This window comes from Comamonas thiooxydans (genome assembly GCF_002157685.2).
Taxonomy (GTDB): Bacteria; Pseudomonadota; Gammaproteobacteria; order Burkholderiales; family Burkholderiaceae_C; genus Comamonas; species Comamonas testosteroni_H.
Map to the genome: position 1 here is coordinate 1,586,746 of NZ_AP026738.1, position 24,145 is coordinate 1,610,890.

Genomic DNA, 24,145 nt, shown 5'->3' on the forward strand with positions numbered 1-24,145 from the left:
CGCCCAAGGCTTTCAGGGCCACCGTCTTGCGCTAGATTGGCAGCCATGCTCAATATTTTCGCCATCTGCATCGGTGCCTGCCTGGGCGCCCTGTCGCGCTGGGGGCTGGGACTGTGGCTGAGTGCCGGAGCCAGCATGCCCTGGGGCACTCTTGTCGCCAATCTGATCGGCGGTTATCTGATCGGCGTCTTCATCGCGCTGTTTCAGGCCATGCCCCAGCTGGATCCGGTCTGGAAACTGGCCATCATCACCGGCTTTCTCGGTGCCCTGACCACGTTTTCCAGCTACTCGGCCGAGGTCATCGGCCTGCTGCAGCAGCAGCGCCTGGGCGCAGCCCTGGGCTGGGCCTGTGTGCATCTGGTCGGCTCTCTGTTCATGACCTACATGGGTATGCTCAGCTGGAGCATCGGGTTCAGCCGTTAAGCTGGCAGACCATTTGCCACTATTGCGGCAAACTGCTTCAGCGTTTAGAGGCGAAATACTCTCCAGGGCTATAGCTTTGTGAGCGTATAGTGCAAGCATCATCTGCACTACAGGTGCATTTGAGCTTGAAGTACTTGACGGATGGGTGGTCAGCGCTACGAAATCTTTAGGGATGGCTGTAGTCCGTGCTACTCAGCATTCTAAGAACCGAGGGTCCATGCAAATTTCTTCACCCCTGTCCGATACCGATCTGGCCAATGCCTGGGCCGAGTTGCACAACCAGGCCCATAACGGCAAAGAGCTGGAACCTCAGTCCAACCGCCTTGCATTCGCCGATCCGGAGTTCATGTTCCGCCGCGAAACCCGTGGCATCCGCATGCAGCTGGAAATGCTCAAGCCAGATCTGACCCAGATCGAGCGCGGCATCGAGCACACTGTGGTTGTCTACGGCAGCGCGCGCTTTGTCGATATGGAGCAGGCGCGTCAGCAGCTTGCAGAAGCCAAGGCCAGCGGCGATACCCAGCGCATGGCGCTGGCCGAACGCGGCATGCGCAATGCCGAGCGCTATGAGGCGGCACGCGCCTTTGCGCGCATCGTGGCGACCGAAGGCATGAAGCAGGCGCCCAGCGAGCGCTTCTACATCTGCACGGGCGGTGGTCCCGGCATCATGGAGGCGGCCAACCGCGGCGCGCATGATGCGGGTGCTCCCAATGTGGGGCTGAACATCTATCTGCCGCATGAGCAGCATGGCAACCCCTACATCACGCCGGGGCTGAGCTTCAAGTTCCACTACTTTGCACTGCGCAAAATGCATTTCATGATGCGCGCCAAGGCGCTGGTGGCCTTCCCTGGCGGCTTCGGCACCATGGACGAGCTGTTTGAGGTGCTGACGCTGGTGCAGACCCACAAGAGCAAGCCCGTGCCCGTGATCCTGTTCGGCACGGAGTTCTGGAAGCGGGTGCTGAACTTCGATGTGCTGGTGGAAGAGGGCACCATTTCCGCCAAGGATCTGAACCTGTTCCGCTACACCGACGATCCAGCCGAGGCCTGGTCCTTCATCCAGCAGTTCTACCAGACCGGCTGGAACAACGGATAAGCGCTCGCGTTCAACCCAAGCCGCCAGAAGATCTTCCTCTGGCGGCTTTTTTGCGTATCAGCGCATGGCAGCTAGCTTCGAAGGAGCCAGCGCTTGGGCTATGTTTGGCTTAAAGGCCATGCAGCGATTGCTCGGCCAGTTGCTGGGCACGCGCGATCGAAATGCCTTCATGCTGATCGATGACCAGCGCATCGCCTTCCTCATCGCCGCGGTGCAGCACCACGCGCGGGCGTGTGCCGTCGGCCTGGATATGCACATCGGCCGGGCGTGATTTCTGCGTGGGGTAGACGGCAATCAGATTGGACAGCCAGCCAAAGAAAATCGGGTCTTCGGGAGGCTTGTCGAAGGAGTCCAGATGGCGCTGAAAACTGGCTTCGCTGGCCGATACCCAGATGCCCCAGAGAAAGGGCTCGTCCAGGCCATGGATCGGCACTTCCAGAATGGCGCGCACATAGTATTGGGTGCCTTCGGGGTGGGCGATGACGCAGAGCTCGTCGGTCAGCTCGGCCCATGCCTCGCGTTCTTGCTCGCTCAGGCGTCGGTAGGGTGCAGGGGCATCGAAAGCAAAGCTTGGCGATCCTTCGTGAATCTGATCGCATTTGCTGCATTGGTAGGCAAAGATGGCGGCCATGGTGTAAAGAGTTCAGCGTTTGCGAAATACCAGCGTACGGTTATTGGCCGGCATGGCCTGGTCGAGCTGCAGCTCCATGCCGTGCTCTGAGGCCAGCGCCACGATGGCTTCAAAGTCGCGCAGGCCGCTGCGCGCGTCACGCTGGCGCAGCCAGGCGTCGAAGGCGCGGTTGCTGTCGCTGGTGAAGTGGCCGCCGTAGTTGAACGGACCGTAGATGGCAAACACGCCGCCTTCGGGCAAGTGCGAGCCCACCAGATCAAACATGCGCTGCACCAGCGGCCAGGCCACGATATGGCAGGTGTTGCTGGTAAAGACGGCATCAAAGCCTGATGGATCCGTGGTTGCGGGCCAGGCATCGGTCGCCAGGTCGAACTCCAGCGGAGCACGCAGATTGGGTGCTCCATGGGCGGCGTGCCAGGCCTGGATGCCTGCATGACTGTCGGCCAGGTCGCTGCTCTGCCAGACCAGCTGAGGCAGGCGTGGAGCGAAGTACACGCTGTGCTGCCCGGTACCGGAGCCTATCTCCAGCACATGCCGGCTGTGCTGAAGAGCGGGCCTCAGCACCTCGAAAATAGCGGCCTGATTGTTTTCGCAGGCCTGGGAAAAAGGCAGTTGCGGGGCTGTCGATGGAAGGTTCGGGGTCATAGGGAACTTGGCGGCAGACACGGGAAATCGTGCGGACATCTTCCACTGAAACGGCAAGTCCACGCAGCGCGACGGCCTTCAGTGCCTGAGGCGCAGCCTGATCTCGGGCCGCACGTTCAGGCCGCCGATTTTCCAGCTGTATGCGCCCAGGCCCAGCGTGGGCGTGGAGCTGGCGTTTTGCGAGAGCACCTCGGCATTGCCGGGCAGACTGACCTTCAGGCTGCCATTCATGGTGATGCCCAGTTGCGCGAAGTCTCTCTTTTCCTTGTCCTTGAGCGGTTTGGCCGCAATCGTCATCACGCCATTCCTGTCGGTCTGCACGGTGAACATGTCCAGCAATCGCAGACCTTCACCGGGCTTTCGCTGGCCGGCAATCTCCAGCGCATAGCGCGCATTGCCTTTGTAGACGGCTTTCCTGACCTCGGGTTCGCGGCTCAGTTGCTGCGCTTGCGCCGCCAGCTCCTGGTGCTCTTTCTCGCTCAGCACACCTTGTTTTCTGAGCTTCATCACGGCCAGGGCATTCACCACCGTGCCGTCAAAGCGGTAGCTGTAGCTGCCATCGGCCTGCACTTCCACGCTGGCGGAGAAGCGCTCTGGTACCAGGCAGGCGGTCAGCAAGGCGACGAGGGCTGTGGTCGTCAACAGCGCAAAAAGCTTGTGCATGAGGACTCCTTTTGAGTGGCATTGCAGTGGCCCGAGGTGCAGAGGTCCGAGTCATCGTAGAGCAAACAGGGCATGCGCCAATAGGGGCTGCTATCAAGCTTGCGTGGAGTCTTGCCGGAAGATTATTCAAAAAGAGTAGCCGCAAGCGATTTCTACATAAGGGATATAGACCTTTTGACTTTGATTTCGGCGGGTCGAGCGATCGTTCACTTGGATTTTGATTCGGCTTTGAGCTGGCTGATGGCTTCCTGAAAGCCCTGTAGATACTTGGTGCGCGTCTGCTCGGCCAGGCTAGGCCACTGTGCGGCTGGCAGGCTCAGCGATTCCATCGTCAGCCTGGCGGCCAGTTGCGGGTCCCGCGAGGCCAGCACCGCCTGCATACCGTGCAGATTGATCCAGTGCGGGTCGTAGGCGTGGGGTGTGCGGCGATCCCAGTCCACAACCTTGGCAATCAACTCCTGGGCCTTGTCCAGATCCTGAAACAGATGGCGGTTGATGGGGGCTCCATAACTCTGATTCATCACATCGACCGCTTGTCTGGCAGTGACGTCGGCACAGCGATTGGCGTCAAAGCGGGCACGCAGCTGGCCGGCGTAGAACCAGAAGGCAGCCTCGTCCCGCAGACCTGCCTTGAACAGTGTTTGCGACAGCACATAGAACACGGGCGGTTGAAAGCGCTCGGGCGCGGCGCGTACGCGCTCGAGCACGGCTTGCTGCTGCTGAGGCGTACCCTGCGACAGCAAGCGAAGAGCCTCCTGCCCCAGTCTGGTGTCGATCTGCGCATAGACTCCCTGGGGGACCAGTACCTGAGTCGCAGGGGAGGGCAGCGGTTTGGGCGCAGCCGATGGCTGCTGAGTCTGTGCGGAAGCAAAGCCCGAGAGCGCCACCAGCGCACCGATCACCATCTTTGCTGCGACATGGCTCATGCTGAACTCCTTGTGCTTGCGATGCAAATCATTCTGGACGGCGTCAGACAAATACCCACTCTGTCGCATATCTTAATTAGCATGCTTGGTATCTGTGTCTCGTATTTACCAAGAAGCCCTGATTTCGATGAAGACTAGACATTGAGTTGCCGTGAACCCCGAAAGCTTTGCTTGCTGATGGCAGCGGTGTGCCCAATGTGGGCTTAGCCAGCACATCTGCTTTGTCGTCGGTGCTGCGCCGATGGCCGAGAGCGGATGCCGCCTCGCTGCCGAGCCGACAGACTGTCAAAACCGGCAGGCTCAGTCCCGGGCGTTGAATGCCCGGTGATAACTCACCTCGCCTTGCGGCGGCAGGCCTTTGAAAGTCAGTGCCTGAAAGTACTCGGCAGGCACTCCGGGTAGCACTAGGCCCGGCACCGTCCGGAAACCAAAGCGCCGGTAGTAGTCCGGATCGCCAAGCAGCACGCATCCCTGCGCAGACTGCGCTTGCAGAGCGCTGATGGCCGCCTGCATGAGTGCGCCGCCAATACCCTGCCGCTGTCTTTGGGGAGTGACGGAGATGGGCCCCAGGCCAAACCAGTGCTGGCTGCCGTCGCTGATGTGGACGGGAGAGATGGCGACATGCCCGACGATTTGCCCGTCAATCTCTGCGACCAGGGACAGGGCAAGCGCCCCGGCTGCGCGCAACTCACGCACGATGAATTGCTCGGTGTGAGCGGTATGCGGTGCGTCCTTGAAGGCCTGGATCGTCACCTGCTCGATGGCCTTGGCATCGGTGGGCAGTTCTGCTCGAATATGCATGGGTTGGATTGGGTTTTCGAAAAATCCTGGAAAAAGGCCAGTTCGGCCCATCAGCCTATTGCAACTGCTTTCTCGAAGCTGCGGAACAAAAAAACCGCCCGAAGGCGGTTCTTTATGGCGGGGCCTGTTGGGTGATTACACACCGGCCACTTCAATGCCCTTGAATTCCCCGGTCGCAATCTTTTCCTTCCAGATGGCGGGGCCGGTGATATGGGCGCTGGTGCCACCGGCATCCACGGCCACCGTGACAGGCATATCGACCACGTCGAATTCATAGATGGCTTCCATGCCCAGGTCTTCAAAGCCCACCACCTTGGCTTGCTTGATGGCCTTGGAAACTAGGTAGGCGGCGCCGCCCACGGCCATCAGGTAGGCACTCTTGTGCTTCTTGATGGCCTCGATGGCGACAGGGCCGCGCTCGGACTTGCCGATCATCGAGATCAGGCCGGTCTGCGACAGCATCATGTCGGTGAACTTGTCCATGCGGGTGGCCGTGGTGGGGCCTGCAGGGCCAACCACTTCGTCGCGCACGGGGTCCACGGGGCCGACGTAGTAGATCACTCGGTTGGTGAAGTCCACAGGCAGCTTTTCGCCCTTGGCCAGCATGTCCTGGATGCGCTTGTGGGCGGCATCGCGGCCGGTCAGCATCTTGCCGTTGAGCAGCAGGGTGTCGCCGGGCTTCCAGCTGGCCACTTCTTCCTTGGTCAGATTGTTCAAATCGACCTTCTTGGACTTGTTGTAGTCGGGGTGCCAGTCGATCTTGGGCCAGGTGTCCAGCGAGGGAGCATCCAGGTGCACGGGGCCTGATCCATCCATCACGAAGTGGGCGTGGCGTGTGGCGGCGCAGTTGGGAATCATGGCCACGGGCTTGGAGGCCGCGTGCGTGGGGTACATGTTGATCTTGACGTCCAGCACCGTGGTCAGGCCGCCCAGGCCTTGGGCGCCTATGCCCAGGGCGTTGATCTTTTCGAACAGTTCCAGGCGCAGCTTTTCCACGTCATCGAGCTCTGCACCGCTGGCAGCTTTTTGCTGCAGCTCGTACATGTTGAGGTCTTCCATCAGGCTTTCCTTGGCCAGCAGGACGGCCTTTTCAGCCGTGCCGCCGATGCCAATGCCCAGCATGCCGGGCGGGCACCAGCCTGCACCCATAGTGGGGACGGTCTTGAGAACCCAGTCCACGATGTTGTCGCTGGGGTTCATCATGATCATCTTGGACTTGTTCTCGGAGCCGCCGCCCTTGGCGGCCACGGTCACGTCCACCTTGTCGCCGGGCACGATCTGCACATTGATCACGGCGGGGGTGTTGTCCTTGGTGTTCTTGCGCTTGAACTGGGGATCGGCCACGACGGAGGCGCGCAGCGTGTTGTCGGGGTGGTTGTAGCCACGGCGTACGCCTTCATTGATGGCGTCTTCCAACCCCATGGTGAAGCCTTCCCACTTGACGTCCATGCCCACTTTCAGGAACACGTTGACGATGCCGGTGTCCTGGCAGATGGGGCGCTGGCCGGTGGCCGCCATCTTGGAGTTGGTCAGGATCTGCGCCATCGCATCCTTGGCCGCAGGGCTTTGCTCGCGTTCATAGGCGCGGGCCAGATGCTGGATGAAATCCGGTGTGTGGTAGTAACTGATGTACTGGAGGGCACCTGCGATCGAATCGATCAGGTCCTGCTGGCGGATGGAGGTGGTCATCGTGAAGCTTCTCGGGGGTTGCAATCTGTACGCGTGGGGCGCGCACGGTAAACCCATCGATTATCGGTCCAGACGACAATTCTTGCAGCCATAACCCACCAGTCTTATATATGACTGGCGGGTGCTGTGTGGCCTTCAGCCGGTCAGTGCGCCGAGGATGGAGGCCGAAAAATCGGCCTGACCACCTCGGCGATCGTCTCTTGCCCAGGCCAGCAGGCGGTCCGCCGGCATGGGGCGCGCGTAGAAGTAGCCCTGAAGCTCATCGCATTGCATGTCGATCAGGATGTCCCGCTGACCCGCAGTTTCCACACCCTCGGCCACCACGCGCAGGCCCAGGGCATGGGCCAGGCGCACGACGGCATGGACCACGGCACGGGCATCTTCCTCGGTTTCCAGGTCGCGGATGAAGCTGCGGTCGATCTTCAGTTGCTGCGCGGGCAACTGACGCAGATAGTTGAGGCTGGAGTAGCCGGTGCCAAAGTCGTCGATCGAGAGAAAGATGCCGATGTCGCGCAATTCCTCGATTGCGCGCTGCGTGGCCTGGGTGTCTTCCATGGCCACGGATTCGGTGATCTCGCAGAGCAGCTGGCTGGCCTGTACGTCGTGGCGCAGCAGCGTCTGGGTGATGCGATCTGCCAGGCCGCTTTCGCGCAGCTGGTGCACGGAAAGATTGATCGCCACCCGCATCTGCAGTCCCATATCGCGCCACAGGGCCAGCTGGCGGCAGGCTTCTTCGATCACCCAGTTGCCCAGGCTGTTGATGATGCCGAAGCGCTCGGCCAGGGGAATGAAGATGTCCGGGGCAATCATGCCGCGTTCAGGGTGAGCCCAGCGCAGCAGCGCCTCGACTCCGATGATGTTGCCGCGCTCGCTGTCGATCTTGGGCTGGTAATGCAACTCCATCTGACCGCGCTGAATGGCGTGGCGCAGGTCGTTTTGCAGCTCCAGCTGCTCGGATGCATCGCTGCCCATATGCGGCTCGAACACTGCAAAACCGTTGCCGCCATTGCGTTTGGCTGCGTACATGGCGGCGTCGGCGTTGGCGATCAGGTGATCGCGGTCACCATGGTCGGGAAAGGCCACGATGCCGATGGAGCAGGTGATCTGCAGCTCCTTGTTGCCTAGGCGAAAGGGCTGACTAAGCGCCTTGAGAATGCGATTGGCCACCGCCATGCAGGCGGCCACGTCCTGGGTGTCCTCCAGCAGCACCAGGAACTCATCCCCGCCCACGCGGGCCACGGTATCGCTGCTGCGGGCTTCCGCCATGAGGCGCTCGGCCGCGCTGACGAGGATCTGGTCGCCTGCCGCATGACCGAAGGAGTCGTTGATGGGCTTGAAGCCGTCCAGATCCACGAACAGAATGCCCAGCCTCTCCTTGATGCGCGAGCGGTTGGCGCGCTCCAGGCGCAGCAGGGCATGGATGAGGCGGTCTTCGAACAGCAGCCGGTTGGGCAGATTGGTCAGCGGATCGGCAAAGGCGCGCTGGCGCAGCTCGGTATTGGCCAGCTGCAGCTTGGCATTGGTTTCCTGCAGCGATTGATTGAGCTTGAAGGCTGTGCTTTGCAGGCGCGCATCGAGCAAGGTGCTGAACATCGCCGCAATCAGCAGCATGACCGTGGTGATGATGATGATGGTGGTGAGCTCGGGGCCGCTCAGGGCTTCCGCACTCAGGCAGACCGAGCCGCTGGCAAAGCTGGCTGCCGACATCCCGGTGTAGTGCATGCCACAGATTGCAAAGCCCATGACCAGTGCCGCCAATGTCTGGAACAGCCACAGCCGCTTGCCGGAGAGCGAAAACAGCGCGCGAAACAGAGTCAGCGCCGTGGCCGAGGCCAGTACTGCGATCAGAGCGGAGGCCGCCACCAGTGGCCAGTCCCAGGCAATCGGGATGGACATCTCGATGGCCAGCATGCCCAGGTAGTGCATGGCGCAGATGCCGCCGCCCATGAGCAGTGAGGCGCCCAGAAAATGAGGCCAGCGGTATTCGACCCTGGTTGCCACTCCAAAGGCCAATGCCGATGCCGCGACTGCCGCGACCCAGGATGCCAGCGTCAGAGCACCGCTGTAGCCCAGGGTGATGGGCAGCTCGAACGCCTGCATGCCGATGAAGTGCATGGCCCAGACCCCCGTGCCCATCACCATGGCGCCGATTGCCCACCAGATGCGTCCGATTCTGCCCGAGGCCATGCGCATGCGACGGGCCAGACCCAGCGTCACAAAAGAGGCAAATACCGCGATGACGATGGAGACACACACCATCATCGTGCTGTAACTTGATGTCATGACGGTGGTGGCGATGGGGGGGGAAAGATCAGTGAACATTGATGTGGCGGGCCAGCACGGCCGGTCGGATTCTTTGTCCGACAATGATTTAATGTAACTATGTATTTCTGGCCTTGCCGGCGCAGGGGTGTTGCCTCGATTGTGCTTGCCGCCTGCCGGGCTGAGCTAGCATGGGCCGGTTGTGGGAGTGGCCTGCCTGGCGGTGGGTCGACTTCCGTTTGCGGCCAACGGCAGCCAGATTTCTCCAGCCAGCTGCGCCGAGTTGTATTGCAAGGAGCGATTCCATGACAGTCACCCGCCAGGAAAAAGACACTTTTGGCCTGATCGATGTACCCGCCAACAAGCTCTGGGGCGCGCAGACGCAGCGCTCGCTGCAGAATTTTGACATCAGCGGCGAGCAGCAACCGCGTGAAATCATTGCTGCGCTGGCGCAGGTCAAAAAGGCCTCCGCCAGCGTCAACCAGGCGCTGGGTCTGCTGGACGAGAAAAAATCCAGAGCCATCAACGCGGCCGCCGATGAGGTGCTCGCGGGCAAGCACCCCGATGAGTTCCCCCTGGTGGTCTGGCAGACAGGTTCCGGCACGCAGACCAATATGAACGTCAACGAGGTGCTGGCCAACCGGGCCAGCGAGCTGATGGGTGGCGAGCGCGGTGAAGCCCGTCTGGTGCACCCGAATGACGATGTGAACAAGAGCCAGTCCAGCAACGATGTCTATCCCACGGCCATGCATGTGGCGGCGGTGACGGCCATCGAGCACAAGCTGCTGCCCGCCATCGCCAAGCTGCGTGTCACGCTGCTGGCCAAGAGCGAAGCCTTTGCCGACATCGTCAAGATCGGCCGCACGCATTTGCAGGATGCCACGCCGCTGACGCTGGGTCAGGAAATATCCGGCTGGGTGGCCCAGCTGGCCCATGGCGAAGCCCATGTGCGGGCTGCATTGCCGCATCTGTATGAGCTGGCCCTGGGGGGGACGGCCGTGGGTACGGGGCTGAATGCCCCCAAGGGCTACGCCGAAGGCGTGGCGGCGGAACTGGCCAGACTGACGGGCTCCCCGTTTGTCACCTCGCCCAACAAGTTCGAGTCTCTGGCGAGCTGCGACGGCTTGGTTTATGCACATGGCGCTCTCAAGACGCTGGCTGCAAGCCTGATGAAAATCGCCAACGATGTGCGCTGGCTGGCATCCGGGCCGCGCAGCGGCCTGGGCGAGATCTCGATCCCCGAGAACGAGCCGGGTTCGTCCATCATGCCGGGCAAGGTCAATCCCACGCAGTCCGAAGCCGTGACCATGCTTTGCGCCCAGGTGTTCGGCAACGATGTGGCCATCAATTTCGGCGGAGCCTCGGGCAACTTCGAGCTCAATGTGTTCCGCCCCATGGTGGCGCACAACTTCCTGCAAAGCGTGCGCCTGCTGGCCGACGGCATGGTCAGTTTCAACGATCACTGCGCCGTGGGCATAGAGCCCAACCGCGCGCGCATCGACGAGCTGGTAGGTCGTTCGCTGATGCTGGTGACGGCGCTCAACACGCATATCGGTTACGACAAGGCCGCCTATATCGCCAAGAAGGCGCACAAGGAAGGCAGCAGCCTGCGAGACGCGGCCATTGCCAGCGGCCATGTGACGGCCGAGCAGTTTGACCAGTGGGTCGTGCCCGAGCAGATGGTCGGCAATCTCTGAAGATTGGTGAGCGCTGACCGTTGTTGAAAAAGAGCCCGCAAGTCGGGCTCTTTTCTTTTGCCATGCGTCTGCCCACAATGGCTGATCTCAATCAAGGGAGTCGGCATGAGCGCACAGCAGCATCTGGAGCAGGTATCGCTTTCCGATCTGCGCCCTACGCAGATGACGGTGGGCGCGGCGGAGGTGGCGCTCAAGCGCGCCGAGTGGGCCAGGCTCAAACCCAAGGCGCGGGGCAAGCTGCTGCTCAGCCACTGGTTTCCGGCGGTCAAAGGCCCCAAGGGGCTGCACTACATCGTCGACCACCACCATCTGGGGCAAGCGTTGTGGCAGGAGCAGGTGACATCGGTCTGGGTCATGCAGCTGGCGGACTTCAGCGCCATGGAGATGGGTATGTTCTGGCGGCTCATGGAGTTTCACCAGTGGGCCCATCCGTACAACGACAAGGGCGAGCGCTGCGAGTTCTCGGCCATTCCCAAGCAGCTTGAGCGACTCAAGGACGACCCCTATCGCAGCCTGGCCGGAGAGGTGCGCAAGGCTGGTGGTTATGCCAAGGAGGCCGCACCCTATACCGAATTTCTCTGGGCCGATTTCTTTCGCCCGCTGTTTCGCAAAAGCGATCTGCGCAGCAGCGGCGGGCAAGGCCTGCCGGAATCGCTGGTGACCGAGGCTGTGGCACTGGCGCGCAACCCCAAGGCGCAGTTCTTGCCCGGCTGGTCAGGTGTGACCAGCAATCTGCACAAGCCTTTATGACTGCGCGCTGGATGCCTGCCGGCGCGGACTGGATTGCGGGCCTGTCTATCGCGGGGCTGCTGCTGCCCGAGGCCGTGGCCTATTCTGGCATTGCCGGTGCGCCGCCCCAGGCCGGGGTGATTGCGCTGTTTGCGGGCTTGCTGGTCTATGGGCTGCTCGGTACCAGCCGCTTTGCGATTGTGTCGTCGACCTCATCCTCAGCGGCTGTGCTGCTGGCGGCCACGGGCTCGGTGCTGCATGTCTCGGCCGATCATCGCGCGCTCATGGGTGTGGCCATGGTGCTGGTGGCTGGGGTGATGTTTGTGCTGGCGGGCCTGCTGCGGCTGGGCGGCATCTCGCAATTCATTGCCAAGCCCGTGCTGCGCGGCTTTGCCATTGGTCTGGCGCTGACCATTGTGGTCAAGCAACTGCCACTGGCTGTGGGCGTGCATCCCGCGCATAGCGACTTTCTGCATTTCAGCTTGGACTTGATCGCGCTGCTACCGCGCTGGAACTGGTATGGCCTGACCATGCTGCTTGTGGCCTTGCTGGCGCTGCGCCTTCTGGCGCGGTGGAAGGCCGTGCCCGGTGCTTTGCTGGTGATTGCGGCGGGCATTGCGCTGGATGCACTGGGCTTTTGCAGGAGCTGGGGCATAGCGCCTGTGGGTTCGCTGCAACTGGGTGCTGCGCATCTGGCCCTGCCTGAGCTGGACTGGGCCGACTGGCTGCGCGTGGGGCAACTGGCTGTGGCGCTGGCCCTGATTCTGTATGCCGAGTCATACAGCTCCATCCGCTCGCTGGCGCTGCGCCATGGCGATGGGGTGAACAGCAACCGCGATCTGCTGGCGCTGGGCGGCGCCAATATGGCCTCGGCCCTGTTTCAGGGCCTGCCTGTGGGTGCGGGGTTTTCGGCCAGCTCGGCCAATGAGGTGGCTGGCGCGCAGACCAAGGCTGCAGGCCTGATTTCCTGCGCCGTGGTGGCCGTGCTGGTGTGGCAGTTGCTGCCCTGGATGGAGCGAATCCCTGAGCCCTTGCTGGCCGCCATCGTCATTCATGCGGTGGCGCATTCGCTCAACTGGCGCACGCTGCAGCCTTATTTCATCTGGCAGCGTGATCGCGCCGTGGCGCTCACAGCTTTTGCTGCCGTGATTGTGCTGGGTGTGCTTGACGGCCTGCTGCTGGCTATGGTGGTCAGCATTGTGATGCTGCTCAAGCGCATGGCCCAGTCCCATGTCAGCGAGCTGGGGCGGCTGGTGGGCAGCCATGATTTTGTGGACCGCCAGCGCCACCCAGAAGCGCAGCCTGTGCCGGGTCTGCTGATTCTGCGGCCCGAGGAAAGCCTGTTCTTTGGCAATGCCGAGGCCGTGATGAGCGATATCCGCGCGCGCGTGGCGCAAGCAGCCGATGTGCATGCCGTGGTGCTGAGTCTGGAAGAAAGCCCTGATCTGGACAGCACCGGCATTGAGGCACTGGGCGAGCTGGCGCGTCAGCTGCAGCAAGCCGGGGTGCTGCTGCGGCTGGCTCGCGTCAAGGACAGTCTGCGCGAGCTGCTGCAGCGCGTGCAGATGCCGGGGCTCAACCCCGACTGCTATTCAGCCTGGAGCGTGGACGATGCCGTGCAGGCCTTGACCGCCGATTTTCACCAGGTGCCCGGTGGTGCCACGCAGCCTGCGTCTTCGATATAGACATGCTTGCCTTGCTCCAGCTCGTCGGCCAGCAGCGCCAGCCAGGCCGAGAAGCTGGGTGCAAACACGCCCTTGGGGCCTGCCTCGTGGTCAAACTCGATGATCTGGCCCGCATGGCCACCAGCCGCTGGCGCAAGGTCCAGCATGGCACCATCGCCGCAGTTGTCGGTCAGGGGAATACGCAGTGCATCCCAGTACACGGGGCGCAGGGGGCCTTGCAGATAGTCAGGGCTGTAGTCCGGGCCAAGCCCCCAGCCCTCGCTCTTTTGCATGTCCGCATACATCTGCCAGACCTCCAGCATGCGCTGTGTGGACAGCAGCTCGCCAAAGTACAGCAGATAGGCCTCATTGGCCGCGCCGTTGTGCAGGGCCAGTGACTCACGCATATCGTCCGGCAGGCGCTGACCCAGGGCGTTTTCCAGCTCGGCAATTTCTGCCTCGCTGGCGCCATCGGCCAAGACCAGAGTGTCTTTGGGTGTGTTCTGGGCATACCAGGCGCCGATGCGCTGCCAGCTTTGGGCGATGGATGACATGGTGCTCCTTGAATCTGTCTGCTACTGAATATATAGCTGTTTACGATTTTCCATCAGGAGCTAGAGGCCGGTTTCATCTTGAGCGCGCTGCGAAAGCCCAGCTGACCCACAACACAGGCAATCAGCAACACGGAAAAGGCCGACAGTGCAGGGCTGCTGCCCAGACTGGCTCCAAGCGTGCACAGGCCGCCTACGGCCATCTGGGAAAAGCCGTAGACCCCGGCGGCCGACCCCGTCAAATCGCTGTGTACCCCCAGAGCCTTGGAGAGTGCGGCGGGGCTGGTCATGCCGGATCCCAAGGTAAACAGCAGCATCAATGTCACGACAGCCGGCACGTTGAGCAGCTGCAGCAGCGTCAGTACTACCAGTGCAGCCGCGCAGCCCAGGCTCAGCATATTGCCGCCCAGTATCAGCCGCTCCAGTGGCCAGCGTTTGATGAGCTGGCGTGCCAGCGCATTGCCTGCTGCCATGCCGGCCATCAGCACCCCCAGGTAGATGCCGAGCTGCGCCTTGCTGGTGTGCAACTGCTCGATGAAGATGAACGGCGCTGCAGCAATAAAGGCGTACATGGATGTGGTGGCGCTACCGCCGCCTATGGCGAAGCCCAGAAACTGGGGGGAACCCAGCAAGGTTCGATAGTCATTGCGCACGGTGCGCCAGTTGAGCTTGCCGGTGGGGTGACCGGTCTCGGGAAGCAGGCGCCAGACTCCGATGGCTGTCAGCGCGCCCATGAGCGCCAGCACCGCAAAAATGATGCGCCAGCCAAACAGGGCATCCAGCGCTGAGCCTATGGAGGGGGCGATGCCCGGGCCGATCATCATCATGAGATTGAGCAAGGCCAGACTGCCCACGGCGGTTTCGGGTGTCGCCGTGTCGCGGGCAATGGCGCGACCCAGTGCCAGGCCTGCGCAGCCGCCCAGAGCCTGAATCAGGCGCGCGCCAATCAGCATATTCGCGCTGGGGGCCAGAAAGGCCGCAAGGCTGGCGACGGTGTAGAGACACAGTCCGACCAGCAACAGAGGGCGGCGGCCCAGTGCATCCGACATGGGGCCGTAGATCAGCTGGCCCAGTGCCAGGCCGAGGATGTAGACGGTGATGGTCTGCTGCATCTGTCCGCTGCTGGCGCCGAAGTGGCGAGCCGCATCGGGCAGAGCCGGGATGAACATATGCATGGCCATGGTGCCGGCAATGGTGACCATGACCAGCAGCCAGAGCGGCGCTTTGCGTACAGGGGTGACGGGACTTTGCATACAAGTGAAATCCGGAACTAGCTGTGAGGTTCTGTTGCGTGTGGCGTCAGTTCAGCTTTCGGGCTGGGAGCCCTCGCTGGCGCTCGCTTCCAGTGCAGCCATCTTTTCCAGCATGGTTTCCAGTGCATCCAGTGTGGCATCCAGCAGATCGGGGGCCAGCTCCTGCATGACTTCGCTGCGGACATCCGCCACGATGGTCTTGACGGTCTCGACCTGAAGCAGTCCGGCCGTCGTGAGCTGTATGCGCTTGACGCGCCGATCGGCATCATCGATGCGTTCCACCCAGCCTTGGGCCTGAAGGCCGTCAATCAGTCGCACGATGGAAGAGCTGTCCAGCGCCAGCGCCTGGGCTAGGTCCTTTTGCCGCATGGCACCCGCGCTGCGCTCCAGATGGACCAGGGGAAGCCACAGCGCCTGCGTCAGACCCAAGGGTGCCAGGACCTTATCCAGCGTGCGGCGCCATTGCTTGTTGACCTGCGCCATGACGAAGATGAGCTGGCGCTGACGACTGGACAGTGAGGCGGTGCTGGACATTCCGAATGCATTTAAATAGTTGGTATTCAAATTATTGCGCAAACAGTATTTATCTTGTTAACAGGGTTTTAGGCAAGGATGCGATGGCCTGACTGTCGTCAGACATGGCGCCTTGTCGAATGAGCAGTGCATCGTCCAAATGGAGTGCGGATTTGCCTGTGATGTGAACAGCTCCTGCTTGTTCAACAATTTCCTGATTGCTGACGGGAGCGCTGCGGCAAAACGACAAATCACCACAGGAGACAGACCCTATGCAAAGCCCTGCATGCATTCGATCCCACCACCGGCCAAACCGGCGTTTGGTGACCCTGGCCGTTGCAGGATTGCTGGGCTGGCTGTCCATACTGGCGCTGGCTGCGGAGCAGGTGGATGACGCTCATATCGAAGCCAATGCCAGGACCGGCAAGGACTGGCCCAGCCATGGGCTGAACTATCAGGAGAATCGCTTCAGCCCGCTCACGCAGATCCACAGTGGCAATGTGGATCAGTTGGGCCTGGCCTGGTCGTACAAGCTCGATTCGTCGCGCGGCGTGGAAGCCACACCCATCGTGGTGAATGGCGTGATGTATGTCTCTGCTCCCTGGAGCGTGGTGCATGCGGTGGATGCGCGCACGGGCAAGGCGCTGTGGACCTATGACCCACAGGTGCCGCGCGAGATGGCCTACAAGGGCTGCTGCGATGTGGTCAACCGCGGTGTGGCCGTCTACAAGGGCAAAGTGTTTGTGGGTGCCTTCGACGGGCGGCTGATTGCGCTGGACGCTGCCACGGGCCGGCAGGTCTGGTCGACGGACACCATAGACAACAAGAATTTCTCATACACCATCACGGGCGCTCCGCGCGTGTTCAAGGGCAAGGTCTATATCGGCAATGGCGGCGCCGAATATGGTGCTCGGGGCTATGTGACGGCCTATGACGCCGAGACCGGCAAGCAGGTTTGGCGCTTTTATACCGTGCCCGGTGATCCGGCTCAGGCTTATGAGAGCAAGGCGCTGGAGGAGGCGGCCAAAACCTGGGACCCGGCAGGCAGGTATTGGGAGAGCGGCGGTGGCGGAACGGTCTGGAACTCGCTGGTGTTCGACCCCGAGCTCAATCAGATGTATATCGGCGTGGGCAATGGCTCACCCTGGGCGCACCGCAAGCGCAGTCCTGCCGGGGGAGACAACCTGTACCTGGGCTCCATCGTGGCGCTGGACCCGGACACGGGTGCCTACAAATGGCACTACCAGGAAACGCCGGGCGATAACTGGGACTTCACTTCTGCCCAGGATATCGTGCAGGCTGACATCAGAATTGACGGCAAGCTGCGCAAGGTATTGCTGCATGCGCCCAAGAATGGCTACTTTTTTGTGATCGACCGTCAGAGCGGCAAATTCATCTCCGCCAGGAACTTTGTGCCCGTGAACTGGGCCAGGGGCTATGACGGCAACGGCCGTCCCATCATGGAGGAGGCCGTGCGCAGCGCCGGCAAGGCCGAGATCATTCCCGGCCCTCTGGGGGCGCATAACTGGCATTCCATGGCCTATAGCCCGCAGACAGGACTGGCCTATATTCCAGCCCAGCATATTCCCACGGCCATGGCCGACGATCCGAACTGGACCGGCTTCAATAGCAATACGCCGGGTCAGCTCATGAGCAATACCGGCTGGAATACGGGGCGCGTGATGCTGGAGCCCAGCAGCCTGCCCTTTGGTCGCCTGATCGCCTGGGACCCGGTGCGGCAAAAGGAAGCCTGGCATCAAAAGCATGTCTCGCCCTGGAATGGCGGAACGCTGGCGACGGCCGGTGATCTGGTCTTTCAGGGAACGGCCGATGCGCGACTGGTGGCCTATCACGCCAGAAGCGGCAAAAAGCTCTGGGCTGCTCCCATGGGCAGCGGCGTGATTGCGGCACCGGTGAGCTATGAACTGGACGGCAGGCAATATGTCTCGATTGCCGTGGGCTGGGGTGGTGCCTTTGGCCTGGGTGACCGCGTGGCCGACTTCAAGAGCCCCGGCACGGTCTATACCTTTGTGCTGGGAGGCAAGGCCCCGATGCCGGAACGGGTGGCCTATCAGATGAATGCCCTGATCGGTGGGCTCAAGTACGACCAGCAACTGGTGCCGGCCGGCGCCGCACTCTACAACAGCAACTGCATTGCCTGTCACGGCTATCCTGGCATCAGCAAGGGAGGAGCCCTGCCCAGCCTGACCTATCTGCCTACGGCCATGATTGACAATCTGGGCAGCTTCATCATCAACGGCCCGGCCACCTCGCGTGGCATGCCCGATTTTGCGGGCAAGCTCAGCGACGATGATGTGCAAAAGCTACGCGCCTTCATTCTCGCAATGGCAGATGCGGTAAGACCGGGCCTGCCGGCAGAAAAAGGCCGGTAAGCGCCGCCGACGCAAGACCGATCACGTACAAAAGCGAGCTCCCGGGCCGTCGTTGGCACGACAGGCCTCTTGCCTTAGAGGCCCAGCGACTTGAGCAGGTCGTCGGTATCGCTGGAGGCTACAGCAGTATTGATAGCGGCAGGCGCTTGTCCAGATTGGGCTTCACGGGCCTGGGCCATGACAACATCAGGGTCCGGTTTTTCCTGGGCCTCGAAGTCCTTGATCTTGATGAACTCCATGTGATCCACCGCCATCTCCAGATAGAAGATGTTGTTGTTGCCTGTGTAGAAGGTCACGCGGCGTGCTTCCGGGGCATCCAGATTGGCATCCACGCTCAGATTGACCTGCTTGTTCAGGCGGATCATCTTGGGCTGGCTTTGCGCGATATGGGTCTGCAGCTCGCGCTGCACCTTGCTGGTGAAGTCGCCAACGACCTGGTTCATCAGCTCGCCCATGACGTTGCTCACGTCATCCGAGGTATAGGAACTGGCCAGGTCGCTCTCGGCCATGCCCATGGACAGCAGATAGCTGCGGTATAGCTCCATGGCCGCATCGGCCGAGAAGTTGATGATGATGAGCGCAGAAAAGCCGCCATCGATCAGCACAAAGCAGCCGATATCGGGTTTGAGACTGGTCTTGGTGATGCGTTGCACCATGCCCGAGTACTGAATCGGGCACTGGGTGGCCACCTGCAGCACGCGCGAGACGGAGTTGCACAGGGCAATCAGCACATCTTCGGTGCCGTGGACGATGGGGGCGGTGGGTTGGCTCATGGCTGCATTGGTTCAAGAGATGGCTGATTATGTATGCAACACTTTGTTGCATAGATATATCTGCAGCAATTGAAGGCTGCTGCTGTCTGTTAACGTGCCTGCTTTTGGAAAATCAGAGGTATTCATGCAGAGCAAGCTGTGGCGCCTGGCGGCCAGTGTCATTGTGGTGACGGGTTTGACCGCCTGTTCGAGCTTGTCCGGCATGACGGACAAGGTTTCCCAGACCTGGGACAAGACCTGGACCGGTCTGACTGGCAAGAAGCAGGCCCAGGCCCAGACCGAGGTCAAGCAGGCCGGCCCCGCCGCCGTAGGCCTCAAGCCCGGCGAGGAAAGCGGGCGCTGGCAGGGCCTGTACAGCCTGGACGGCGAGACGGCCCGGTTTCAGGAATGCGAAAGCGGCCAGATCATCGGCGTGCTGCCCGAGGGAGACAGCGTGCTGCTGGAGCAGGCCTATCTGAACACGCGCAGCAGCGCTACTGTCGCCATGCTGGCCGAGGTGCAGGGCAGGGTGGTGGAGCGAGCCGTGGCCGATCCGGTGCTGGCCCGACAGGGGCGCAAGATGCTGGCGCTGCGGGTGGAGCGCTTTGTTGCCCTGTCCAGCCAGGCGGCCTGCCGCAATGCCAAGGCCAACTGGTAGGCAGCGGCCCGCTGCCGAAAGCATTTTTGATAGCTACCAGCGCTTTGCGATCAAGCGCTGAAGCCGCTTCTTGATCCTTATTTGGCTGCAGCGCGAGCCTGCTCCAGCCAGCTGTCAAAAGTCTGCTGATGGGCCTTGATCCAGCCATCCACATGGCGGCTGACGTCGGCCGAGCTGCTCTCGCCCTGGCGCATGCGCATGTTCTGGGCGTTGATGTCCTCGATAGGCAGCTGCATTACGGCAAACAGCTTGGCTGCCGCGGGATTTTTCTCGGCCCAGGCCTTGTTGGCCAGGATGTACTGCTGATTGAGCTGGAAGCCATAGTTCTTGCCATTGGGCAGCTGGGTCTGGTCCTCGCCCTGTGCCCCGGGGACATTGGGTACCTCCAGCCAGCTGACCTCCTTGCCCGGGCGCAGCACAGTGTTTACCCAGAACGGGGTCCAGACGTAATAGAGAATGGGCTTGCCGCTTTTGTAGCGGGTGATGGTGTCGGCAATCAAGGCCTGGTAGTTGCCTTGCCTGTGGGTGATGCTGGACTCCAGATCCAGCCCCTTGAGATGTTTGTTGATGGCCAGCTCGCAGCCCCAGCCCGGGTTGCAGCCCGTCAGATCGGCCTTGCCGTCGCCATCGGTGTCGAACAGCGCGGCCAGCTTGGGGTCCTTGAGCTGCGTGATGCTGGTGATGTGGTACTTCTCGGCCGTTGCCTTGTCGATCAGATAGCCTTGTACCGCATTGCGCGAATAGGTGCCTGCGCGATAGAAGGCCTTGTCTGCGCCATTGTTCTCATAGAAGGCACGGTGCAGCGGCATCCAGTGAGTGGCGGTGAAGGTGGCATCGCCATGGGCCACGGCCACATGCTGGGTGCCGTTTTCCAGACTCTTGACGGGTTGTACCCGGTAGCCCAGCTTCTCCAGAGCACGCGAAACCAGCAGGGTCTGGAACATTTCCTCATCCACCGTGCCCTTGAGCGGTTGCACCGAGACGCCTTTGCCGGGCAGATCACCAGAGCTCGTTTGCGCTTGAGCGGCAGCAGCACCAAGGCTCAGCAAGGCGATGGCAGCGAGACAGCGGTATTGGGACTGCAGGGTTGGGAGAGGGGAATGTGCGGGCGTGTTGCGGTGCATGAATACTCCTTGGATGCTGGGTGCCTACCCCGAAATCGGCATGACAAAAGCGAGAGGGTTGATGAAGGAAACGGCGCCCGAACCCGGTCCGGTGCGCCGTTGGCGAATCAGGATTTCAGGGCTGCGGCCTTGGCCTGGGCAATCCAGGCGTCAAAAGTCTTCTGGTGAGCCTTGATCCATGCGTCCACATGGCGGTGGATATCGGCGGGCTTGCTTTCCCCTTCGCGCAGCAGCTGGTTCTGGCGGCTGATGTCGTTGATGGGAATCTGCATGATCTCGAACAGCTTGCCGGCAGCCGGGTTCTGCTCGACCCAGAGCTTGTTGGCCACGATGTACTCGTTGTTGAGCGGAAAGCCGTAGTTGCGGCCATTGGGCAGCTTGGTGTCGGTGCCGGCCTGCACCCCGGGCATGGAGGAGCGCGGTACTTGCAGCCACACCACTTCCTGGCCCGGGCGCAGCACATTGCTGAGCCAGTAGGGCGTCCACGCGTAATACAGCACAGGCTTGCCGGCCTTGAAGCGCGCCAGCGTGTCGGCAATCAGGGCCGGATAGTTGCCCTGGGTGTAGCTGACAGTGTTTTCCAGACCGAAAGCCTTGATCTGGTGGGCCACCACGGCCTCGCCGCCCCAGCCGGCGTTGGGGCCGATCAAATTGGCCTTGCCATCGCCGTCGATATCGAACAGGGCCGCCAGTCCAGGCTCCTTGAGCTGGTCGAGATGGGTGATCTTGTGTTCGTCGGCCGTCTTCTTGTCGATCATGTAGCCCTGTGCGGCGCCGGCTGCATACACGCCCTTGCGCGAGAGCTTGGCGTCGCCGCCGGCCTGCTGATAGAACTCGGCATGGTGAGGGTTCCAGTGGTTGGCCATGAAGCTGGCATCGCCATTGGCTACGGCCACATGGATCAGCGGGTAGTCCAGCTCTTCCCAGGGCTTGACCGTATAGCCCAGTTGCTGCAGCGCCTTCATCACCAGCAGCGTCTGGAAGTTCTCCTCGGCCAGAGCGCTCTTGACGGGCAGCACGGTGATGCCTTTGCCCGGAAGCGCATCGCCAGGCACCTTCTGTCCGGCTGCCCAGCTAGACGGCTGGCCCAGACCCAGCGCCGCAGCGCCGGCCGTGCCCAGCAGCAGCTGGCGCTTGGTGTGTCGGTTTGAGGTCGGGGTCTGCACAGACTTGCTCATTGTTCTTGTCTCTCCTTGGGTTGGGTGGGCTTGCGGCCCGATTGAAAATGACACCCCGCGCTCCCCACTGCGTGTGGTTCGCCGCCCCTCCAGGAGGGGCGTTTTTGTCTTGGGGCGGCCCGGCGATAAAAAAACGGCGGCCGCCGTAGCGGTCGCCGTGATTCGAGGGTGTGATCAGGACTTCTTGGCAGCCGCCAGTGCCTGGCTGATCCAGCCGTCGAAAGTCTTCTGATGGGCCTTGATCCAGCCGTCGGTGTGACGCTCGATGTCGGAGGCCTTGTTCTGGCCCTGGCTCATCATGTAGTTCTGGGCGTTGATGTCGCCCACGGGCAGCTTGATGATTTCAAACAGCTTGGCTGCCGCAGGGTTCTGCTCGGCCCAGGCCTTGTTGGCCACGATTTGCTGGTTGTTGGCAATGAAACCGTAGTTCTTGCCGTTGGCCAGCTTGGTGTCCGTGCCGGACTGCTCGCCGGGCAGCGCGGAGAACGGGACCTCCAGCCACACCACATCCTTGCCGGGCTTGAGCACATTGCTCACCCAGTAGGGCGTCCAGGTGTAGTAGAGGATGGGCTTGCCGGCCTTGTAGCGCGTGATGGTGTCGGCCATCAGCGCCGAATAGGTGCCCTGCTTGTGAGTGACCGTGTCGCGCAGCTTGTAGGCGCCCAGCTGGTGCTCGATCATGGCCTCGCAGCCCCAGCCGGGGGTGCAGCCTGTCAGGTCGGCCTTGCCGTCGCCGTCGGTGTCGAACAGCTTGGCAATTTCGGGGTCCTTGAGCTGGCCCAGATTCGTGATCTTGTGCGCATCGGCCGTCTTCTTGTCGATCAGATAGCCCTGAGCGGCATTGGCCGAGAACACTCCCTTGCGGTAGAGCTTGGCGTCGCCGCCCGCGTTCTTGTAGTAGTCGGCGTGCAGCGGGTTCCAGTGATTGGCCATGAAAGTGGCGTCGCCGTTGGCCAGTGCAATATGGGCCGTGGGGTATTCCACTTCCTTCATGGGCTGGACCTCGTAGCCCAGCTTTTCCAGGGCCTTCATGACAAGCTGGGTCTGGAAGGTTTCTTCGGCGATCGAGCTCTTGAGCGGCTGGACCTTGATGCCCTTGCCTGGAAGCTCGTCGGCAGCGAAGGCGCCGGTGCTGACCATGGACAGGGCCATGGAGGCAGCGGCCGTGCTGGCAAGCAGCCAGCGGCCCAGGCCGTGGCGGATGCTGGCAGTGTTGTTGGCTGTATTCATGCGTTCTCCTTGTTCTTGATTCAGATCGTTGCTGGCTTGGCGGCTTCGGTGCCGGGCTTGGGAGCCGGTGCCGAGTGCTTTTTGCCCAGCAGACGCACGGCCAGACCAGCTGGGCCGGTGGCCCACCAGCGGGCACTGCCGCGCTTGGGCTCTCCCATGGCCTGGGTGATGCGGTCCAGCACGATGGCCAGCAGCACGATGCCCAGGCCTCCAACGGTGGCCAGACCCATGTCCAGACGGCCGATGCCGCGCAGCACCATCTGGCCCAGACCGCCGACGGCGATCATGGAAGCAATCACCACCATGGACAGGGACAGCATCAGCGCCTGGTTGATACCGGCCATGATGGAGGGCATGGCCAGTGGCAGCTGCACCTTCCACAGCAGCTGGGCGGGCGATGCACCGTAGGCGCGGCTGGCCTCGATCAGGTCGGGGCGTACCTGGCGAATACCCAGGTTCGTCAGACGGATCAGCGGCGGCAGGGCAAACACAATCGTCACGATCACGCCGGGCACATTGCCGATGCCGAACAGCATGACCACCGGCACCAGATAGACGAAGGCCGGCGTGGTCTGCATGGCGTCCAGGAAGGGGCGCGTCCAGCGCTGGGCACGGTCGCTGCTGGCCAGCAGGATGCCCACGGGCAGGCCGATCACGATGCAGAAGAACAGCGAGGTCAGCACCAGGGCCAGCGTGACCATGGCTTCGGACCAGATGCCCAGCAGGGCCACAATCAGCAGCGAAACTGCCGAGCCAATGGCCAGCTTGCGGCCTGCAAACTGCCAGGCCAGCAGAGCAATCAGCAGCACCAGTGCGGGCATGGGAATGGTCTGCAACACATCGGTCACGCCGTTGAGCGTGGCGTCGATGGGGGTGCGAACGGCCTGGAAGAAGGGGCGGAAATGATCGACGACCCAGGTGAGACCGTTGTTGATCGAGTCCTGCACGGGCAGGCCTTCGGTGGTGATCTGGTGCCAGAGCTGGCCTATGCCGCCGTCATGCTCGGGCACATCGGTGGGCGAGGGAGCGCTGAGCCAGTCGGTGCTGCTGGCCTGGCTGGCGGCATCGCCGCTGCTCCAGGCATCGCTGCCCGAGCCTGCATTCGCATCGGCATAGGAAGCAGCCCAGGGATCGGCATCTGCGGCCGAAGCTGCGGTATCGGCGCTGGTGGGCTCGGTGGCGGGCGCAGAGGCCGCTGCCCACGGATCTTCAAAGGCCGCGCTGTTGGTTTCTGTGTTGGGGGTATTCAGTGCGTTGTCGTTCAAAT

The 24,145-nt window shown here is 61.9% G+C and carries 22 protein-coding genes; 7 read left to right on the forward strand and 15 right to left on the reverse strand.

All coding sequences use genetic code 11. The features are described 5' to 3' along the window. Window positions 1-45 precede the first annotated feature (45 nt). A complete protein-coding gene (gene crcB, locus CTR2_RS07200) occupies window positions 46-423 on the forward strand; it encodes a fluoride efflux transporter CrcB (RefSeq protein ID WP_087086095.1) in 378 nt (125 codons plus the stop codon). Window positions 424-640: 217 nt separating this feature from the next. After that, window positions 641-1,519: an LOG family protein gene (locus CTR2_RS07205; RefSeq protein WP_003061045.1), complete on the forward strand. Its 879-nt coding sequence runs from the start codon at window positions 641-643 to the stop codon at window positions 1,517-1,519. 109 nt (window positions 1,520-1,628) lie between these two features. Here the strand turns inward: CTR2_RS07205 and CTR2_RS07210 are convergent, their stop codons facing one another. The 7 genes from CTR2_RS07210 to CTR2_RS07240 form a co-directional block, all read right to left on the reverse strand. Beyond that, entirely contained in the window at window positions 1,629-2,150 is a 522-nt protein-coding gene (locus CTR2_RS07210; protein ID WP_087085948.1) for a DUF2199 domain-containing protein, read from the reverse strand. A 12-nt stretch (window positions 2,151-2,162) separates the two neighbouring features. Then, window positions 2,163-2,795 (reverse strand): DUF938 domain-containing protein, encoded by a 633-nt coding sequence (locus tag CTR2_RS07215; protein ID WP_087086094.1) that lies wholly within the window; start codon window positions 2,793-2,795, stop codon window positions 2,163-2,165. A gap of 78 nt (window positions 2,796-2,873) precedes the next feature. Continuing rightward, on the reverse strand, window positions 2,874-3,458 hold the full coding sequence (locus CTR2_RS07220; RefSeq protein WP_087085947.1) for a hypothetical protein: 585 nt from the start codon (window positions 3,456-3,458) through the stop codon (window positions 2,874-2,876). A 206-nt stretch (window positions 3,459-3,664) separates the two neighbouring features. Further along, entirely contained in the window at window positions 3,665-4,384 is a 720-nt protein-coding gene (locus CTR2_RS07225; protein WP_087086093.1) for a hypothetical protein, read from the reverse strand. Between the two features lie 300 nt (window positions 4,385-4,684). Further along, complete coding sequence (locus CTR2_RS07230; protein WP_087085946.1) at window positions 4,685-5,185, reverse strand: GNAT family N-acetyltransferase; 501 nt, start codon at window positions 5,183-5,185, stop codon at window positions 4,685-4,687. Between the two features lie 135 nt (window positions 5,186-5,320). After that, entirely contained in the window at window positions 5,321-6,874 is a 1,554-nt protein-coding gene (locus tag CTR2_RS07235) for a fumarate hydratase (protein WP_003061052.1), read from the reverse strand. Window positions 6,875-7,009: 135 nt separating this feature from the next. Continuing rightward, entirely contained in the window at window positions 7,010-9,196 is a 2,187-nt protein-coding gene (locus CTR2_RS07240; protein WP_238707687.1) for a putative bifunctional diguanylate cyclase/phosphodiesterase, read from the reverse strand. A 245-nt stretch (window positions 9,197-9,441) separates the two neighbouring features. Here CTR2_RS07240 and fumC point away from each other — a divergent pair, with 245 nt between their 5' ends. The 3 genes from fumC to CTR2_RS07255 all read left to right on the forward strand — a co-directional run bounded on the left by fumC (window position 9,442) and on the right by CTR2_RS07255 (window position 13,247). Next, window positions 9,442-10,833, forward strand: coding sequence for a class II fumarate hydratase (fumC, locus tag CTR2_RS07245; protein WP_003061054.1), 1,392 nt, complete (start codon window positions 9,442-9,444; stop codon window positions 10,831-10,833). A gap of 105 nt (window positions 10,834-10,938) precedes the next feature. Continuing rightward, window positions 10,939-11,583 carry a ParB-like protein gene (locus CTR2_RS07250; RefSeq protein WP_087085944.1) on the forward strand — a complete coding sequence of 215 codons (645 nt, stop codon included), beginning with the start codon at window positions 10,939-10,941 and terminating at the stop codon, window positions 11,581-11,583. Then, window positions 11,580-13,247 (forward strand): SulP family inorganic anion transporter, encoded by a 1,668-nt coding sequence (locus CTR2_RS07255; protein WP_087085943.1) that lies wholly within the window; start codon window positions 11,580-11,582, stop codon window positions 13,245-13,247. Before CTR2_RS07250 ends, CTR2_RS07255 begins: the two co-directional genes overlap by 4 nt. Here the strand turns inward: CTR2_RS07255 and CTR2_RS07260 are convergent. From CTR2_RS07260 to CTR2_RS07270, 3 genes are read right to left on the reverse strand one after another with little or no spacing between them, the layout of a single operon-like run. Next, window positions 13,202-13,780 carry an SMI1/KNR4 family protein gene (locus CTR2_RS07260; RefSeq protein WP_087085942.1) on the reverse strand — a complete coding sequence of 193 codons (579 nt, stop codon included), beginning with the start codon at window positions 13,778-13,780 and terminating at the stop codon, window positions 13,202-13,204. The two genes, CTR2_RS07255 and CTR2_RS07260, sit on opposite strands and share 46 nt — an antisense overlap. A 53-nt stretch (window positions 13,781-13,833) precedes the next feature. Then, a complete protein-coding gene (locus tag CTR2_RS07265; protein ID WP_087085941.1) occupies window positions 13,834-15,030 on the reverse strand; it encodes a multidrug effflux MFS transporter in 1,197 nt (398 codons plus the stop codon). A 51-nt stretch (window positions 15,031-15,081) separates the two neighbouring features. Further along, window positions 15,082-15,564 (reverse strand): MarR family winged helix-turn-helix transcriptional regulator, encoded by a 483-nt coding sequence (locus CTR2_RS07270; protein ID WP_087085940.1) that lies wholly within the window; start codon window positions 15,562-15,564, stop codon window positions 15,082-15,084. Between the two features lie 251 nt (window positions 15,565-15,815). Here CTR2_RS07270 and CTR2_RS07275 point away from each other — a divergent pair, with 251 nt between their 5' ends. Continuing rightward, window positions 15,816-17,936: a PQQ-dependent dehydrogenase, methanol/ethanol family gene (locus CTR2_RS07275; protein WP_254913517.1), complete on the forward strand. Its 2,121-nt coding sequence runs from the start codon at window positions 15,816-15,818 to the stop codon at window positions 17,934-17,936. Between the two features lie 74 nt (window positions 17,937-18,010). On the opposite strand, the gene CTR2_RS07280 is transcribed toward CTR2_RS07275, so the two are convergent. Continuing rightward, window positions 18,011-18,709, reverse strand: a complete 699-nt coding sequence (locus tag CTR2_RS07280; RefSeq protein ID WP_087085939.1) for a DUF3334 family protein — start codon at window positions 18,707-18,709, stop codon at window positions 18,011-18,013. A 124-nt stretch (window positions 18,710-18,833) separates the two neighbouring features. Between CTR2_RS07280 and CTR2_RS07285 the strand changes: the two genes are divergently transcribed. After that, window positions 18,834-19,346, forward strand: coding sequence for a hypothetical protein (locus CTR2_RS07285; RefSeq protein WP_087085938.1), 513 nt, complete (start codon window positions 18,834-18,836; stop codon window positions 19,344-19,346). A 77-nt stretch (window positions 19,347-19,423) separates the two neighbouring features. Here the strand turns inward: CTR2_RS07285 and proX (CTR2_RS07290) are convergent, their stop codons facing one another. The 4 genes from proX (CTR2_RS07290) to proW all read right to left on the reverse strand — a co-directional run bounded on the left by proX (CTR2_RS07290) (window position 19,424) and on the right by proW (window position 24,143). Then, complete coding sequence (gene proX / locus CTR2_RS07290; protein ID WP_087085937.1) at window positions 19,424-20,470, reverse strand: glycine betaine/L-proline ABC transporter substrate-binding protein ProX; 1,047 nt, start codon at window positions 20,468-20,470, stop codon at window positions 19,424-19,426. Between the two features lie 107 nt (window positions 20,471-20,577). Continuing rightward, on the reverse strand, window positions 20,578-21,648 hold the full coding sequence (gene proX, locus CTR2_RS07295) for a glycine betaine/L-proline ABC transporter substrate-binding protein ProX (protein WP_087085936.1): 1,071 nt from the start codon (window positions 21,646-21,648) through the stop codon (window positions 20,578-20,580). A gap of 174 nt (window positions 21,649-21,822) precedes the next feature. Then, window positions 21,823-22,878: a glycine betaine/L-proline ABC transporter substrate-binding protein ProX gene (proX, locus tag CTR2_RS07300; protein ID WP_087085935.1), complete on the reverse strand. Its 1,056-nt coding sequence runs from the start codon at window positions 22,876-22,878 to the stop codon at window positions 21,823-21,825. Window positions 22,879-22,898: 20 nt separating this feature from the next. Next, window positions 22,899-24,143 carry a glycine betaine/L-proline ABC transporter permease ProW gene (proW, locus tag CTR2_RS07305; RefSeq protein WP_087085934.1) on the reverse strand — a complete coding sequence of 415 codons (1,245 nt, stop codon included), beginning with the start codon at window positions 24,141-24,143 and terminating at the stop codon, window positions 22,899-22,901. Between the last annotated feature and the right edge of the window lie 2 nt (window positions 24,144-24,145).